13 protein-coding genes and 1 riboswitch are annotated in these 16327 nt (G+C 73.9%); of the genes, 6 read left to right on the forward strand and 7 right to left on the reverse strand.

Annotated features, from left to right (window positions below):
* The first annotated feature begins 98 nt into the window (after positions 1-98).
* A complete protein-coding gene (locus ACZ4M8_RS09815) occupies positions 99-1925 on the forward strand; it encodes a dienelactone hydrolase family protein (RefSeq protein ID WP_467604994.1) in 1827 nt (608 codons plus the stop codon).
* A 170-nt stretch (positions 1926-2095) separates the two neighbouring features.
* Here ACZ4M8_RS09815 and groL read toward each other — a convergent pair whose 3' ends face one another.
* From groL to thrC, 4 genes are all read right to left on the reverse strand, one after another.
* Positions 2096-3721, reverse strand: a complete 1626-nt coding sequence (gene groL, locus ACZ4M8_RS09820) for a chaperonin GroEL (RefSeq protein ID WP_399087176.1) — start codon at positions 3719-3721, stop codon at positions 2096-2098.
* Between the two features lie 461 nt (positions 3722-4182).
* Positions 4183-4389 (reverse strand): cold-shock protein, encoded by a 207-nt coding sequence (locus ACZ4M8_RS09825; RefSeq protein WP_030576453.1) that lies wholly within the window; start codon positions 4387-4389, stop codon positions 4183-4185.
* Between the two features lie 489 nt (positions 4390-4878).
* A complete protein-coding gene (locus ACZ4M8_RS09830; RefSeq protein ID WP_467604995.1) occupies positions 4879-5157 on the reverse strand; it encodes a MoaD/ThiS family protein in 279 nt (92 codons plus the stop codon).
* A 113-nt stretch (positions 5158-5270) separates the two neighbouring features.
* A complete protein-coding gene (gene thrC / locus ACZ4M8_RS09835; RefSeq protein WP_467604997.1) occupies positions 5271-6563 on the reverse strand; it encodes a threonine synthase in 1293 nt (430 codons plus the stop codon).
* A 17-nt stretch (positions 6564-6580) separates the two neighbouring features.
* Positions 6581-6729, reverse strand: a riboswitch (SAM riboswitch).
* A 171-nt stretch (positions 6730-6900) separates the two neighbouring features.
* Between thrC and ACZ4M8_RS09840 the strand changes: the two genes are divergently transcribed.
* Together ACZ4M8_RS09840 and ACZ4M8_RS09845 are read left to right on the forward strand one after the other, a co-directional pair.
* Entirely contained in the window at positions 6901-7866 is a 966-nt protein-coding gene (locus ACZ4M8_RS09840) for a glucosyl-3-phosphoglycerate synthase (protein ID WP_467604998.1), read from the forward strand.
* Between the two features lie 108 nt (positions 7867-7974).
* The gene (locus ACZ4M8_RS09845; protein ID WP_467605001.1) at positions 7975-9504 is read left to right on the forward strand and encodes an alpha,alpha-trehalose-phosphate synthase (UDP-forming); all 1530 of its coding nucleotides are present in this window, start codon (positions 7975-7977) and stop codon (positions 9502-9504) included.
* Between the two features lie 94 nt (positions 9505-9598).
* Here the strand turns inward: ACZ4M8_RS09845 and otsB are convergent, their stop codons facing one another.
* The 3 genes from otsB to ACZ4M8_RS09860 form a co-directional block, all read right to left on the reverse strand.
* Entirely contained in the window at positions 9599-10585 is a 987-nt protein-coding gene (gene otsB, locus ACZ4M8_RS09850) for a trehalose-phosphatase (protein ID WP_467605003.1), read from the reverse strand.
* A gap of 318 nt (positions 10586-10903) precedes the next feature.
* Positions 10904-11239, reverse strand: a complete 336-nt coding sequence (locus ACZ4M8_RS09855) for a DUF3263 domain-containing protein (protein ID WP_467605369.1) — start codon at positions 11237-11239, stop codon at positions 10904-10906.
* 206 nt (positions 11240-11445) lie between these two features.
* Entirely contained in the window at positions 11446-12711 is a 1266-nt protein-coding gene (locus ACZ4M8_RS09860) for an extracellular solute-binding protein (protein WP_467605006.1), read from the reverse strand.
* 283 nt (positions 12712-12994) lie between these two features.
* Here ACZ4M8_RS09860 and ACZ4M8_RS09865 point away from each other — a divergent pair, with 283 nt between their 5' ends.
* The 3 genes from ACZ4M8_RS09865 (at position 12995) to ACZ4M8_RS09875 (ending at position 16314) form a co-directional block, all read left to right on the forward strand.
* Positions 12995-13927: an ROK family protein gene (locus ACZ4M8_RS09865; RefSeq protein WP_467605007.1), complete on the forward strand. Its 933-nt coding sequence runs from the start codon at positions 12995-12997 to the stop codon at positions 13925-13927.
* Entirely contained in the window at positions 13927-15150 is a 1224-nt protein-coding gene (gene nagA, locus ACZ4M8_RS09870) for an N-acetylglucosamine-6-phosphate deacetylase (RefSeq protein ID WP_467605009.1), read from the forward strand. Before ACZ4M8_RS09865 ends, nagA begins: the two co-directional genes overlap by 1 nt.
* Positions 15151-15372: 222 nt before the next feature.
* Positions 15373-16314 carry a 1-phosphofructokinase family hexose kinase gene (locus tag ACZ4M8_RS09875; RefSeq protein WP_467605011.1) on the forward strand — a complete coding sequence of 314 codons (942 nt, stop codon included), beginning with the start codon at positions 15373-15375 and terminating at the stop codon, positions 16312-16314.
* Positions 16315-16327: the final 13 nt, after the last annotated feature.

The raw sequence follows: 16327 nt of genomic DNA on the forward strand, positions 1-16327 counted from the left end.
GCCGCCCCTCGGGCCCGGAGGGGCGCACGCCCTGACGCGGACGCGCCCCTCCGCCCCCGGGGAACGCCCCGACGGACGAGACGAGCAAGGAGCGGACGATGAACGAGCGGACCGGAAACCACGGCGGACACCCCGCCCACGAGACGCCGCCCGGCACCCACTTCATCCTGGTGCCCGGCGCCTTCACCGGCGGCTGGGTCTGGGAGGAGACCGCGGCCCGCCTGACGGCGGCGGGCGCGCAGGCACACGCCGTCACGCTCATCGGCCCCGAGGGGGCGCACCCGGACGGGCCCGCGCCGGACCTGGAGGCACACATCGCGGTGGTCGTGCGCGCGATCGACGCGGCGGGAGAGACCGGGGCGGAGCAGACCGGGGCGGAAAGGGCCGAGGCGGAAGGGAACGGGGCGGCGGGCGCCACCGCCGGACCCGCCGAAGGCCCGGCCGACTCCGCCCCCGTGGCCCCCGGCGACGCGCCCGCCCCCGGCCCGGCCGCCGCCACCCGCGCACCCGCCCCCGGCATCGTCCTCGTGGGCCACGGCTACGGCCTGCACCCCGCCCTCGGCGCCGCGGACCGGCGGCCGGACCGCGTGACGCGGCTCATCGCCCTGGACACCGCCCCGCCCCGGAACGGCCAACCGGCCTGGGCCACCGTGCCCGACCAGCGCATACGGGAAGAACTCGCGGGCCACGCGGGAGCGGACCCGGCGGGCGGCGGGGGCGGGGCCCGGCCGGACACCGCGGGCGGCGGGGGCGGGGCCCGGCCGGACACCGCGGACACCGCGGGCGGCGCACCCGTCGGCGCGCTCCCCGCGCCCGGCTCCCCCGCCGCCTGGCACCGCTGGGGCAGCACCGCGAGCCTCCCGGCAGCGGCCCTGGAACGCCTCACCCGGGACGCCGCCCCGCAGCCCCTCGGCACCCTCCTCCAGCCGCTGCGGCTGACCGGCGCCGCCGCCGGCATCCCCACGACCGGCATCCTCTGCACCGCCAACGGCGCGAGCATCGACCTGGTCCAGATCCAGGTCGACCTCGGCGAACCGGCGCTCCAGCCGCTCACCGCACCCGGTGTGCGCTTCCTCGAACTGCCCACCGGACACTGGCCGATGCTCTCCGACCCCGACGCTCTCGCCGACGTCCTGCTGCGCGCGGCTGCGGGCGAGGGCCGCCGCCTCACCCCGGCGGGCAGCCAACCGCCGCCGCACCTGCGGCCGTTCGTCATCGACGTACCAAAGGTGCCGCGCGAGCGGAACGAGACCGTCGATCTGCACCTCCCCGGGGGCGACGGCCCCCACCCGGCGGTGCTCCTCGTCCACGGCGGCCCGGTCCCGAAGAGCGCCCGGCCCACACCGCGCGACTGGCCGGCGCTCACCGGGTACGCCCGCCTCATCGCGGCCCACGGCGCGATCGGCGCGGTCCTCGACCACCGGCTGCACGACCTCGACGGCTACCCGGACGCCGCCGAGGACATCGCGGCGGCGGTGGCGCGGCTGCGCGCCGACCCGCGGGTGGACGGCGACCGGATCGCGCTCTGGTTCTTCTCCGGCGGCGGACTGCTGGCCGCCGACTGGCTCAGCGCCCCGCCGCCGTGGCTGCGCTGCCTCGCCGCGAACTACCCGATCCTCGCCCCGCTGCCCAACTGGGGCCTGGACGGTGACCGCTTCCGGCCGGTGAGGGCGGTCCGTGGCGCGGGCGACCTGCCGCTCGTCGTGGTCCGGGCCGGCCGCGAACTCCCCGAACTCGCCGCGACCGTGGAAGAGTTCCTGACCGCCGCCGCCGGACACGGCACCACCGTCGACGTGATCGATGTCCCCAAAGGCCACCACGGCTTCGAGACCGCCGACAACCACGCCGACGCCGACCGCGACGCACTCCGCACGGCCGTCCGCACAGCGGTCCGGACCGTCGTGGACCACCTGACGCGCCCGTAGGGAACACACCCGCAAGGAAGGAATCCGCAGGGAAGGAATCCGCAGGGAACGGGCCCGGAAACGCCGCCGGGGCGGCACTTCCTCCGGAAGAATCCGAAGGAGGTGCCGCCCCGGCGAACCGTGGGACGGAGATCCGTCCGTCCCGCCGCGTACGGCGGGACGGGGTGGGATCAGAAGTCCATGTCACCGCCGGGCATGCCGCCCGGAGCGCCCGCCGCGGCGGCCTTCTCCGGCTTGTCGGCGATGACGGCCTCGGTGGTGAGGAACAGCGCGGCGATGGAGGCGGCGTTCTGCAGCGCGGAACGGGTCACCTTCGCCGGGTCGATGATGCCCTCGGCGATCATGTCGACGTACTCGCCGGTGGCGGCGTTCAGACCGTGGCCGACGGCCAGGTTGCGCACCTTCTCCACGACAACGCCGCCCTCAAGGCCGCCGTTGACGGAGATCTGCTTCAGCGGGGCCTCCAGGGCCAGCTTCACAGCGGCGGCACCGGTGGCCTCGTCGCCCTCCAGCTCCAGCTTCTCGAAGACGCTGGAAGCCTGCAGCAGGGCGACGCCACCGCCGGCGACGATGCCCTCCTCGACGGCCGCCTTCGCGTTGCGCACGGCGTCCTCGATGCGGTGCTTGCGCTCCTTCAGCTCGACCTCGGTCGCGGCACCGGCCTTGATGACGGCGACGCCACCGGCGAGCTTCGCCAGGCGCTCCTGGAGCTTCTCGCGGTCGTAGTCCGAGTCGCTGTTCTCGATCTCGGCACGGATCTGGTTGACGCGGCCCTGAACCTGCTCGCTGTCGCCGGCACCGTCGACGATGGTGGTCTCGTCCTTGGTGATGACGACCTTGCGGGCGCGGCCCAGCAGGTCGAGACCGGCGTTCTCCAGCTTGAGGCCGACCTCCTCGGAGATGACGGTGCCACCGGTGAGGATGGCGATGTCGCCGAGCATGGCCTTGCGGCGGTCACCGAAGCCCGGAGCCTTGACGGCGACGGACTTGAAGGTGCCACGGATCTTGTTGACGACCAGGGTCGACAGGGCCTCGCCCTCGACGTCCTCGGCGATGATCAGCAGCGGCTTGCCGGACTGCATGACCTTCTCCAGGAGCGGCAGCAGGTCCTTCACGTTGCCGATCTTGGAGTTGACGATCAGGATGTACGGGTCGTCGAGCGACGCCTCCATACGCTCCATGTCGGTGGCGAAGTACGCCGAGATGTAGCCCTTGTCGAAGCGCATACCCTCGGTGAGCTCCAGCTCCAGACCGAAGGTCTGGGACTCCTCGACGGTGATGACGCCTTCCTTGCCGACCTTGTCCATGGCCTCGGCGATCAGCTCGCCGATCTGGGTGTCAGCGGCGGAGATGGAGGCGGTGGAAGCGATCTGCTCCTTGGTCTCCACATCCTTGGCCTGCTCCAGCAGGGCGGCGGAGACGGCCTCGACGGCGGTCTCGATGCCCCGCTTGAGGGCCATCGGGTTGGCACCGGCGGCGACGTTGCGCAGACCCTCACGGACCAGCGCCTGGGCCAGGACGGTCGCGGTCGTCGTGCCGTCACCGGCGACGTCGTCCGTCTTCTTCGCGACCTCCTTGACCAGCTCGGCGCCGATCTTCTCGTACGGGTCCTCCAGCTCGATCTCCTTGGCGATGGACACACCATCGTTGGTGATCGTGGGGGCGCCCCACTTCTTCTCAAGGACGACGTTGCGACCCTTGGGGCCGAGGGTCACCTTGACGGCGTCGGCGAGCTGGTTCATACCGCGCTCAAGGCCGCGCCGCGCCTCCTCGTCGAACGCGATGATCTTGGCCATGTGAAGTGGTCCTCCCAGGACGAAGGGGGCACCTCCCGCGCCTTCGGGGCGTGGAGGCTCTTTCCTCCGGACCGCGCTGGCGCCCGCGACGGACGGCCCACCGAGGGAGCGGTTCCTTCCCGCCCCGCCTGCGGACCTCACCGACGGTCCAAAACTGTCACTCTCACTCGGAGAGTGCTAACGCAATGATTAGCACTCGACCCCATCGAGTGCAAGCGCCCCTCCGCAAGGAGGGCACGTTGAGGGGCGGCGGCCGGGCGACGGGCGGGCGCAAGGCGCCCTTCGAAGAAGGGCACGTTGAGGGGCGGTGGCCGGGCGACGGGCGGGCGCAAGCGCCCTCCGCAAGAAGGGCACGTAGAGACCCCTCCGCCGCCCCGCCCCCCCCCGCGCAGCAGGAGACCCGCACCCCAACCGGGGTGCGGGTCTCCTCGATGCTGCTCGATGCTGCAGTCGGTCGGCGCTCAGCCGGCCGCCACCCGGACCATGTCCGCCTGCGGCCCCTTCTGGCCCTGCGAGATCTCGAACTCGACTCGCTGACCCTCCTCAAGGGTGCGGTAGCCGTCCATCTGGATCGCGCTGTAGTGGACGAAAACATCCGCACCACCGTCGACCGCGATGAAGCCGTACCCCTTCTCCGCGTTGAACCACTTGACGGTGCCCTGAGCCATGCCTAACTCCCCTATTACTGGCCCTTGCGCAGGACCGCACTCCGCGGACCCGGGTCAGACCTCACCCCGCGAATGGCCCGTGGGGTGTGCGCCGGAACGCGTCGACCGCCGCCGAATGTATCCGCACCGACGCCCAGCGCAACAGGTCAATCGGACGAGAATTCTGACGGCGCGAGAAGTGGCGATATGCCCAGAACTGGCAATATTCCCGGGCAACTCGGGCCGGACAAAAGGCACTTGAGACGCAAACACCGCACACACTTTGCACACAACTCATCGCGATCCCGGGGCACTGAGAAGGCCGCCGCACCGTGCTCGACGAGCAGAAGAAGGGGATCCGCGAAATGGTATCGCGTTTTGCAGGACTGTTTCACAACGCGGAATCGCTCCGTCCGGATATCCGAACGGAGCGATTATCGGCCAGTAAGAGAAAGGAATGGCGAAAACCATTCGCCACCAGGGTGGCGGCTCCCCGCCCCCGGCCCGGCGTCAGCAGCCGCCGGCCACCGCCGGGATGATCGAGATGCCCGCGCCGTCCGGCGTCGGGGTCTCCAGGCCCTGCTCGAAGCGGACGTCGTCGTCGTTGACGTAGACGTTCACGAAGCGCCGCAGCTTGCCCGCGTCGTCCAGCACCCGGGCGGCGATGCCCTGGTGGTTCTTCTCCAGATCGGTGATGACCTCGGACAGCGTCGCGCCCTCGGCGGTGACCTCGGAGGCGCCGCCGGTGTACGTGCGGAGGATGGTGGGGATGCGGACCTTGACGCTCATGGGTTCTGCCTTCCAACGACTGCGGATACGTCTGCGAGGCCGCCCGCCGCGCCCGGACGGGGCGGGCGGCGGACGGACCGGATCGGCCGGCTACCGGCCGGGGCGACCGGGAGTCAGCCGGCCAGACCGGCCGAGCGGAACGCGTCCAGGCTCGGGCGGATGGTGGCCGTGGGGCCGGTGGTCGGGGCGACGGCGTCAAGCGTCTTGAGGCCGTCGCCGGTGTTGAGGATGACGGTGGTCAGGGACGGGTCGAGCAGGCCCGCTTCGAGGAGCTTGCGGGTCACGCCGACGGTCACCCCGCCCGCGGTCTCCGCGAAGATCCCCTCCGTCCGCGCCAGCAGCTTGATCGCGTCCACGACCTGCTCGTCGTCGACATCCTCCACCGCGCCGCCCGTCCGGCGTGCGATGTCGAGGACGTACGGCCCGTCGGCCGGGTTGCCGATCGCCAGGGACTTGGCGATGGTGTCGGGCTTCTGCGGGCGGACCACGTCGTGGCCCGCCTTGAACGCCGTCGACACCGGGGAGCAGCCCTCCGCCTGGGCACCGTAGATCTTGTAGGGCTTGTCCTCGACGAGGCCGAGGGCGATCAGCTCCTTCAGCCCCTTGTCGATCTTGGTGAGCTGGGAGCCGGAGGCCACCGGGATGACGATCTGGTCCGGCAGCTTCCAGCCGAGCTGCTCGCAGATCTCGTACGCCAGCGTCTTGGAGCCCTCGCCGTAGTAGGGGCGGAGGTTGACGTTGACGAAGCCCCAGCCCTCGCCGAGCGGGTCGCCGATCAGCTCGGAGCAGAAGCGGTTCACATCGTCGTAGTTGCCCTCGATGCCGACGAGGTCGCCACCGTAGACCGCGGCCATGACGACCTTTCCGGCCTCCAGGTCGTGCGGGATGAAGACGCAGGAGCGGAAGCCGGCGCGGCGGGCGGCGGCGCCGACGGCACCGGCGAGGTTGCCCGTCGAGGAGCAGGAGAGGGTGGTGAAGCCGAAGGCGCGGGCCGCCTCGACGGCGATGGCGACGACCCGGTCCTTGAAGGAGTGCGTCGGGTTGCCGGAGTCGTCCTTGACGTAGAGGCCGCCGGTGACGCCCAGCTCACGGGCGAGGTTGTCGGCCTTGACCAGCTTGGTGAAGCCGGGGTTGAGGCTGGGCTTCTCGGCCACGTCCGCGGGGACGGGCAGCAGCGGTGCGTACCGCCAGATGTTGTTCGGACCGGCCTCGATCTGCTTCTTCAGCGCTTCCGGGTCACCGCTCGGCAGCTCGTACGCCACTTCCAGCGGACCGAAACAGGTCGCACAGGCGAAGATCGGGCCGAGCGGGAAACGCTCACCGCATTCGCGACAGGAGAGAGCGACGGCGGGACCGAGAGTGACGGCGGAGGCGTTTTCGGTAACTTCGACAGTTTGCGCAGCCATGGAGGCGAGGCCCTTTCTCCTCATCTTCCTCGCGACGCATCTCGCCGCGAGACGGATTTGGCACCTTCCCTAGCCGGGAGCCTCGCGCCGCGTGATGCGGTCGAGACCGGCTGGAGGGTTGCCGGGGCTTCAACGGGCCGTATCCCTCTGCCCCTCTGGATGAGCGGTATGGCGCTGGGAAATCCCAGGCGTTTGTGGTGCGGTGACCCCGGCATGCGGCGGTCATCCGCGTTGTTCAAGACTGTAACCGACGGCACTGACACGAGAGCCAGCCGTCCGAACCGCGAGATGGATCACATGCGCCGCCGAGACGGCGCGCACCGAGGAGTCTGAAGACGTGCTGGAAGAGGTGGAGCGCTGGCTGGGGCGCCGCTCCTGGTCCGCTGCCGACCGGCCGCTGCCGCAGCTGCTGGAGGCCAAACGGCTCAGCGGCCGCACGGTCAGCGTCGTACTGCCCGCACTCGACGAGGAGGCGACGGTCGGCACGATCGTCGCGGCCATCCGCGCCGCCCTGATGACCGAGGAGGTACCGCTCATCGACGAGCTGGTGGTCCTCGACTCCGGGTCCACCGACCGGACCGCCGAGGTGGCGGCCGCTGCCGGGGCGCGGGTGGTGGCGCGGGACGATGTACTGCCGCGGCTGCCGGCGGTGCCCGGCAAGGGTGAGGTGCTGTGGCGGTCGCTGCTCGTCACCCGCGGTGACATCGTCTGCTTCGTCGACGCCGACCTGCGGGAGTTCTCCCCGGCGTTCGTCTCCGGGATCGTCGGACCGCTGCTGACCGACCCGGACGTGCAGTTCGTCAAGGCGATGTACGACCGGCCGCTGGAGACCGGCGGCGCGCCCGGCGGCGGCCCCGGGCAGGGCGGCCGGGTCACCGAACTGGTCGCCCGCCCGTTGCTCAATCTCCACTGGCCGCAGCTGGCCGGTTTCGTACAGCCGCTGGGCGGTGAGTACGCGGCGCGGCGGTCGCTGCTGGAGCGGCTGCCGTTCCCCGTCGGGTACGGCGTCGAGCTGGGGCTGCTGGTCGACGCGTTGCACACGGTCGGTCTGGACGCGCTGGCCCAGGTGGACGTCGGGGTGCGCAAACACCGCCACCAGGACGGTCAGGCGCTGGGCCGGATGGCCGCGGCGATCTACCGCACCGCTCAACTCCGGCTCGCCCGGGGCCACTTGGTGCGACCCAAGCTGACGCAGTTCGTGCGCGGCGAGAACGGATTCGTCCCCCGGACGAGCGATGTCGACACGGAGGAGCGGCCCCCGATGGCCGAGGTCCCGGAGTACGCGGCGAGCCGGGCGGCCTGAGAGAAGCCGGGGCGGGCTCGCCCGGCGGGGCGACGGCCCGTCCGGGGCGTCCCTCCCTTGGCCTCATTCGTACGTGTGCGCCGTTCCGGTGCGGGCTAGGGTCGCGGCATGGCCTCCGAACACAGCGGTACCGCCTCTGCCCGGACGCCCGCCGCGGTGCGCGGCGCCGGGGTGCTCGTCGCGTCCAACCGCGGCCCGGTCTCGTACACCCTCGGCGCGGACGGTGCGCTGAGTGCGCGGCGGGGCGGCGGCGGGCTGGTCTCCGGGCTGTCGGCGATCGGGCCGGAGGCGGACGCGGTGTGGGTGTGCGCGGCGCTCGGCGACGGTGACCGGGAGGCCGTACGGCGGGTGGACGGTGAGCTTCCGGTGGCCGACACCGGCGGGCAGCGCGTACGGATGCTGGACATCCCGGCGGAGGTGCACACCGCCGCCTACAACGGCATCGCCAATTCGGTGCTCTGGTTCGTCCACCACATGCTCTACCAGACGCCGCTGGAGCCGTCGTTCGACTCGGGTTTCCGGGCGGAATGGGCGGCGTACGAGGCGTACAACGCGGCGTTCGCCGAGGCGCTGGACCGGGCGGCGGCGCCGGGCGCCGCGGTGCTGATCCAGGACTACCACCTGGCGCTGGCCCCGGGGATGCTGCGCGAGCGCCGCCCCGACCTGCGGATCGGGCACTTCTCGCACACCCCGTGGGCGCCGCCGGAGTACTTCGCGCTGCTGCCCGACGACATCCGGGAGCGGCTGATGTGGGGCATGCTCGGCGCCGACCGCGCGGGTTTTCTGACCCGGCGGTGGGCGGCGGCGTTCGTGGCGTGCTGCACGGACACCCTTCGGGCGCGGTGCGCCGTCCACCATTCGGACGGCGAGGCGCCGCACATCGTCACCGCGCTCCCGGGGCGCGAGCCGCACACCACCCGTATCGGGGTGCACGGGCTGGGCGCCGACGCGGAGTTCCTTCGGGAGCGGGCGCACCGTCCGGACGTCGAGGAGCGGCTGACGGCGCTGCACGCGCAGATCGGCGGCGGGGACGGTCCAAAGCGGCGCCGCACGATCGTCCGGGTCGACCGCACCGAACTGTCGAAGAACATCGTCCGCGGGCTGCACGCCTACCGCCGGCTGCTGACGGACCGCCCCGAGTGGCGCGAGCGCGTCGTCCATCTCGCGTTCGCCTACCCCTCGCGCCAGGATCTGGCCGTCTACCGGGACTACACCGCCGAGGTGGAGCGCGTCGCCGGGGAGATCAACTCCGCGTACGGCACGCCCAGTTGGCAGCCGGTGGTGCTGCACGTCGAGGACGATTTCGCGCGGTCGCTGGCCGCGTACCGCCTCGCCGACGTGGCGCTGGTCAACCCCATCCGGGACGGCATGAACCTCGTCGCCAAGGAGGTGCCGGTGGTCTCCGACGCCGGGTGCGCGCTGGTCCTCTCCCGGGAGGCGGGCGCCCACGAGGAGCTGGGCGAGGACGCGCTGAGCGTCAATCCGTACGACATCAACGCGACGGCGGACGCGCTGCACGAGGCGCTGTCGATGCCCGGGGAGGAGCGCGCGGCCCGCTCCGCCCGGTTGGCGGCGGCGGCGACGGCGCTGCCGCCGGACCGGTGGTTCATGGAGCAGTTGACGGCGTTGCGGGGGTAGGACGGGCGGGCCGGTCAGGGGCTGCGTGGCGCGGCGCCCGGGGAAGGCCACCGGGGCGGCGCGGTGGCCCCGGGGCGGTGCGCCGGACGGTCCGTCACCCGCTCCCGTCGCGCCGTCGCTCCGCTCCCGTCGCCCGGTCCACCCGGTCCGCGAGGGCTTCGAGGAGGGCGACGACGCCGGCCGGGCCGTCGGCGACCAGATCGGCGCGGGCGGCGAGTTCGGGGACCTCGGCGCTGCCGCTGCAGATCAGCAGGCCGGTGCGGCGGGGGGCGCCGGGGGCGTCGCGGAGGCGGGTGACGGCGTCGAAGGCGGCGAGGTCGCCGAGGTCGTCACCGGCGTAGAGGACGGTGCGGGCGCCGGTCTCGCGGAGCCAGCCGGTGAGAGCGACGCCTTTGTCGACGCCGGGCGGGCGGAGTTCCAGGACGTAGCGGCCCGGTTCGACGAGGAGGCCGTGGCGGGTGGCGAGGGCGGCCAGGGGGGCGCGCAGGGTGTCGAGTGCGCCCTGCGGGTCGGGGGCGCGCCGGGTGTGGACGGCGAGGGCGCGGCCGCCCTTGCGCTCGACGGCGGTGTCCGTCCACGGGCCGTGCCAGACGCCGGACGCGGCGAGGACGCCGGGGAGTTCGGCCTCGGCGGCGGCGACGCCGGGCGGCGGCCCGTCGGCGTGCACGGCGCCCGTGGCCGCCTCCCAGCGCTCGGCGCCGTAGTGCCCGAGGACGGTGAGGCGGTCGAGCCCGGGGGCGCCCGCGACGCCCGCCAGCCGGACGGCGACGGCGGCCGGCCGCCCGGTGATCACGGCGGCGGCCCGCAGCCGGGGCACCAGGCGCCCCAGCGCCCGAGCGGCCCCGGGATACGCCCGCGCCGTCTCCGGATCGTCGACGATCTCCGCGAGCGTCCCGTCGAAGTCCAGCGCGAGCGCGGCCTCCTCCGGCGCGGCCAGCAGCGCGGCCAGCGCGTCCCGCCCGGCTTCGGTACGGGGGACGGGGAGGTCGGGGCCGGTATCGGGGGTACGGCCGGTACCGGGCGGGGGAACGGGGCCCGGTTCCGGGCCCGGCGAGGATGCGGCGTCCGGGGAACTGCCCATGGGGCGAGCGTACCGGCGCGGCCCCGCACCCACCCGGCGTACGGCGGAGTCGGGGCCTGGAGGGACGGCCCGGGGCACCGGCCCCGGCCCCGGGCGGGAGAAAGGAGAGCGCGGGCCTCCGACCGGCCCGTGACGGGGAAAGGGAAGCTCAGGCCCCGGCCCGACCGCACCTCTGGCTCACGCCCTGGCCCGACCGCGCCCCGGGCTCACGCCCCGGACTCAAGCCCCTTGGACTCAGGCCCCGGCCCGACCGCGCCTCTGGCTCACGCCCTGGCCCGACCGCGCCCCGGACTCAAGCCCCCTCGCCCGACCGGACCCTCACCTCCGGCCCCGCTTGGCCTCCCGGACCCGGAGCAGGCGGTTGACGGTGACCGGGTCGTGGCGGTGGGCGCGGGGGTCGTCGAGGAGGGCGTTGAGGAGTTGGTAGTAGTGCGTCGGGGAGAGGCCGAGGTGCTCGCGGATGTGGCGCTCCTTGGGGCCGGACGACGGCCAGGAGCGGCGCTCCACGGCGAGCACCGCGGCGTCGAGCGCGGAGAGTTCACCGCCGGGCGCCGTCGCGCCGTCGCCGGCGGCGGGCACCGGGCCGCCCTCCGGCGGAACGGGCACCTCCGCCCCGTCGTCCGCCGCCGGGCCCGTACCGTCCTCACCGCGCATCGTCACTCGTCCCACGATAAGCCCCTGGTCGCGAAGGCGGATGGGCCGGACGGGGACGGGATCGGCGCACCGCGGCCGGGCGCCGCGGGGCCGCTGGGCCGCGGGGCCGGGCACCCGGCCCCGGTCCGGCACGGTCCGGCCCCGGTCCGGGGAACGGTCACCCGCCCGGACCGCACCCGCCGCCGTACCGCGCCCGGCCCCGGTGGTCAGCCTCCGGCCGTGTCCGCCGCCTCCGCCGTGTTCTGGAGGTCGGAGAGGATGCTCGCGGGGTCGCCCTTGGGGTCGACCGCCGCACCCATCTGGGACTTGACGGCCTTGGCGACCTCGGGCCAGGAGGTCTTGCTCGCGGGGTAGAACTGGGCCTCGCGCAGCGGGCCGACGAAGTCCTTGAGACGGCCGAAGCGCTGGTCACCGGCCATCTTCTGGGCGGCCGACGTGGTGACCGGCAGCAGGCCGAAGTCGTGGGAGAAGGCCAGCACGTTGTCGTCGTTGTAGACGAAGTCGAGGAACTTGCCCGCCTGGGTGCGGTGGCCGTTGCGCTTGAAGGCCATCATCCAGTCGGAGACGCCCAGGGTCGACGGGGACGGGCCGCTCACACCGGGCAGATCGGCGGTGCCGTAGTCCAGGCCCTTCGCCTCCGCCTGCTTGATCAGCGCCGGATGGCCGTTGAGCATGCCGACCTTGCCGTCGGCGAAGGCGGCGAAGGCGTCCGCGCGGTTGAGGGTGGCCGGGTCGCCGCCGGTCAGCCCCTTGCCGACGAGTTCGTCCCGCAGCCACTTGAACGTCTTGACGTTGGCGGCCGAGTCGATGCCGTACTTGCCGATGTCGTCGGTGTAGCCGCCGCCCCCGCTGAGCATCCAGATCGCCGATTCGGCCTGCGCCTCCTCCGGGCCGAGCGGCAGCGCGTACGGCGTCTTCACACCGTGGTCCTTCAGCAGCTGGGCGTCCTCGGCGACGTCGTCCCAGGTCTTCGGTGCCTCGGTGATGCCCGCCTCGGCGAAGAGCTTCTTGTTGTAGAAGAGGCGGCGGGTGCTGGCGCCGAAGGGGATGCCGTACTGCGTCCGGCCCACCTCGCCCGATTCGGCGAGCGTGGGCTGGAGGTCGGCCTGGACGGGTATGGAGAGCAGGTCGTCGGCGCTGTAGAGCTGGTCCTGGGCCGCGTAGTCGGCGTACGCGCCGGCCTGGGCGAGGTCGGGGGCGTGGCCCTGGTGCACCAGATCGGCGACCTTCTTGTCGACGTCCTTCCAGTTGTAGATGTCGACGTCGACCTTGATGCCCGGGTTCTTCTTCTCGAAGGCGCGGGTCAGCCGGTCCCAGTACTGCTTGGAGCCGGGGCCCGTGCCGTCGCCGTAGTCCGCGGCGACGAGCTTGAGGGTGACGGGGTCGCCCTGTCCGCCGCCGCAGCCGCTGAGCGTGAGGGTCAGGGCGGTGGCGATTCCCGCCGCCGCCAGGCTCGTGTACCGCCGCTGCACTGCTGTTACCGCCCTTTGTCCGGATTGATGGTGGTACCGGGTCCGCCGTACGGCGCCGGGGGTCGCCCTTCGCCGCCCCGGCGGCATGCGCCCTGGACGGCGTACCGCACACGAGGTCCGCGCCACGGTCCGCGCCGCCGCGCGGCGCCGCCGGACTCCGCAGGTCACTGCGGCCTTACGGCGAACGAACCATGGGGTGTCACCAAGGATAAGGCGAACGGACGGCCAGGCCGTACCGCGAGTGGACTAGACCTTTCGTGCCGGGGCGCGCGAAACTGTTCCCGTGAGACACGTCATCGCCCTCGATGTGGGCGGCACCGGAATGAAAGCCGCCCTCGCGGGGGCGGACGGGACCCTGCTGTACGAGGCGCGGCGCCCCACCGGGCGCGAGCGCGGCACCGACGCCGTGGTCGAGGCCGTCCTCGGCTTCGCCGCGGAGCTGCGCGACATCGGCCGGGCCCGCTTCGGCACGCCCGCGGCCGCCGCCGGCGTCGCCGTCCCCGGCATCGTCGACGAACACACCGGCGTCGCCGCGTACTCCGCCAACCTCGGCTGGCGCGACCTGCCGCTGCGCGATCTGCTCTCCCGGCGGCTGGACGGCATCCCCGTCGCCCTCGGCCACGACGTCCGCACCGGCGGGCTCGCCGAGGGCCGCATCGGCGCCGGGCGGGACGCCGACCGCTTCCTCTTCGTCCCCCTCGGCACCGGCATCGCGGGCGCCATCGGCATCGGGGGCCGCATCGAGACCGGCGCGCACGGCAGCGCGGGCGAGATCGGCCACATCGTCGTCCGCCCCGGCGGGCTGCGCTGCGGCTGCGGGCAGCGCGGCTGTCTGGAGACGGTGGCGTCCGCCGCCGCCGTCGGCCGCGCCTGGGCCGAGGCGTGCGGCGATCCGGCGGCGGGCGCGGCGGACGCGGCGAAGGCCGTGGAGTCCGGCGATCCGCGCGCCGCCGCGGTGTGGCGGGACGCGGTGGACGCGCTCGCCGACGGGCTGGTCACCGGCCTCACCCTGCTCGACCCGCGGACGCTGATCATCGGCGGCGGGCTCGCGGAGGCGGGCGACACGCTCTTCACGCCGCTGCGCGAGGCGGTCGCCGCGCGGGTGACGTTCCAGCGGCTGCCCTCGATCGTCCCGGCGGCGCTGGGTGACGCCGCCGGCTGCCTGGGCGCGGGGCTCCTCGCCTGGGATCTTCTCTCCACGGAGGTATCCGCCTGATGGCACAGCAACAATCCGCGGGCCGTGCCGGTGACCGGCGCACCGTCCTGGCCGGCGCCCGTATCGCGACCCCGGACGGCGTCGTCGAGGACGGCCGGATCACGGTCGAGGGCGGCCGTATCACCGAGGTGTCCGGGCCCGCCCCGGACGGCGCCGTGCCGGGCGCCCCGGGGGACGCCACGGCGGACCGCGCCGACCTGACGGGCCATCTCGTCGTGCCCGGCTTCGTCGACATGCATGTGCACGGCGGGGGCGGCGGCTCGTTCTCGTCCGCGGACCCCGAGGAGTGCCTGCGGGTCGTCGACGCCCACCGCCGCCGCGGCACCACCTCGATGATCGGCTCCACCGTCACCGGCGACCTCGGCGACCTCGCCCGGCAGGCGGCCGTCCTCGCCGACCTGACCGAACAGGGCGACCTCGTCGGCATCCACTTCGAAGGCCCCTTCATCTCCCCGCACCGCTGCGGCGCCCACCAGCCCGGACTGCTGCGCGACCCCGACCCGGCCGACGTCCGCACCCTCGTCGCCGCCGGCCGCGGCAGCACCCGGATGATGACCCTCGCCCCCGAACTCCCCGGCGGCCTCGACTCCGTACGGCTGCTCGCCGACGCGGGCGTCCTCGCCGCCGTCGGCCACACCGACTCGACGTACGACGCCACCCGCGACGCCGTCGACGCGGGCGCCACCGTCGCCACCCACCTCTTCAACGCGATGCCCGCACTGGCCCACCGCGCGCCGGGGCCAGTCCTGGCGCTGCTGGAGGACGAGCGGGTCACCGTCGAGCTGATCAACGACGGCACCCATCTGCACCCCGCCGTCCTCCAGATGGCCTTCCGGGACGCGGGCGCCGGCCGGGTCGCGTTCATCACCGACGCGATGGGCGCCGCGGGCATGTCCGACGGGATGTACCGCCTCGGCCCGATGTCCGTCGACGTCACCGACGGCGTCGCCCGGATCGCCGGCGGCCCCACCGCCGGATCCATCGCGGGCTCCACCCTCACCCTCGACCGCGCGTTCCGCCGCGCCCTCACCGTCGACAGGCTCACCGTCGACCAGGCCGTACAGGCGCTTTCGGCCAATCCGGCACGGCTGCTGGGCATCGACGGCCGGACCGGTTCGCTGACCGCCGGCAAGGACGCCGATCTGGTCGTCCTGGACGCCGCGTACGAGGTCGTGGGCGTGATGCGGCGCGGCGCCTGGGTGGTCCGCCCGTCCGGCGTCTGACCCGCCGCGGGGCCGGGGCGCCGCCGTACCCCGCCCTCCGGGCGGCGGCCCCGCGGCGGCCCCGGGTCTGGGCCAACCGCCGCCGACGATGGCATGATCTCTCGCGCACTTGTCCGTACGCGGCCGCCCGGGGGCGGTTGCCGGTCCGGTGGCCGCCGCGGCGGCCACCCGGCCCACCACCGCCCGGCCACCGGCCGACCGGGCCCGGCGCGGGAGGGAAACATGATCCTCACGGTCACGCTCAACGCCGCCCTCGACCTGACCTACCGGGTGCCGCGCCTGGCCCCGCACACCACCCACCGCGTCACCGACGTGGCCGAACGCCCCGGCGGCAAAGGGCTGAACGTCGCGCGCGTCCTGGCCGCACTCGGCCACCGCACCGTCGCCACCGGATTCGCCGGGGGCGGCACCGGCGACACGCTGCGCGCCCTGCTCACCCAGGAGAGCGACGTCACCGACGCGCTGGTGCCGGTGGGCGGCGCCACCCGCCGCACCGTCGCCGTCGTCGACGCCGCCACCGGCGACACCACCCAGCTCAACGAACCCGGCCCGGTCATCTCCCCCGCCGAGTGGCACACCTTCCTCGGCGCCTACCGCGAGCTGCTGGCCGACGCGGACGCGGTGGCGCTCTGCGGCTCCCTGCCGCCCGGCGTCCCCGTCGACGTCTACGCCCGGCTGACCCGCGCCGCCCGCACCGCCGGGGTCCCGGTCCTCCTCGACACCAGCGGCGAACCGCTCCGCCGCGGTCTCGCCGCCCGCCCCGACCTCGCCAAGCCCAACGCCGACGAACTCGCCGCGCTCACCGGCACCACCGAACCGCTGCGCGCCGCCCGCGACGCCCGCCGCCGCGGCGCGCACACCGTCGTGGCGTCCCTCGGCCCGGACGGCATGCTCGCGGTCACCACCGACGGCGCCTGGCAGGCGGCCCCGCCGCGCCGGATCGCCGGGAACCCCACGGGCGCCGGCGACTCCGCGGTGGCCGGCCTGCTCTCCGGCCTGGTCGAAGGGTTGTCATGGCCCGATCGCCTGGCCCGCGCGGTCGCCCTGTCCGCCGCGACGGTACGGGCCGCGGCCGCCGGCGAGTTCGACGCGGCGACCTACGCGGAACTGCTGCCCGAGGTGCCGGTGACGGAACTGCCCGTCCCGACCGCACCGGGACGCTGACCGGCCCCGCCCC

Source organism: Streptomyces sp. NPDC027185 (assembly GCF_055567035.1).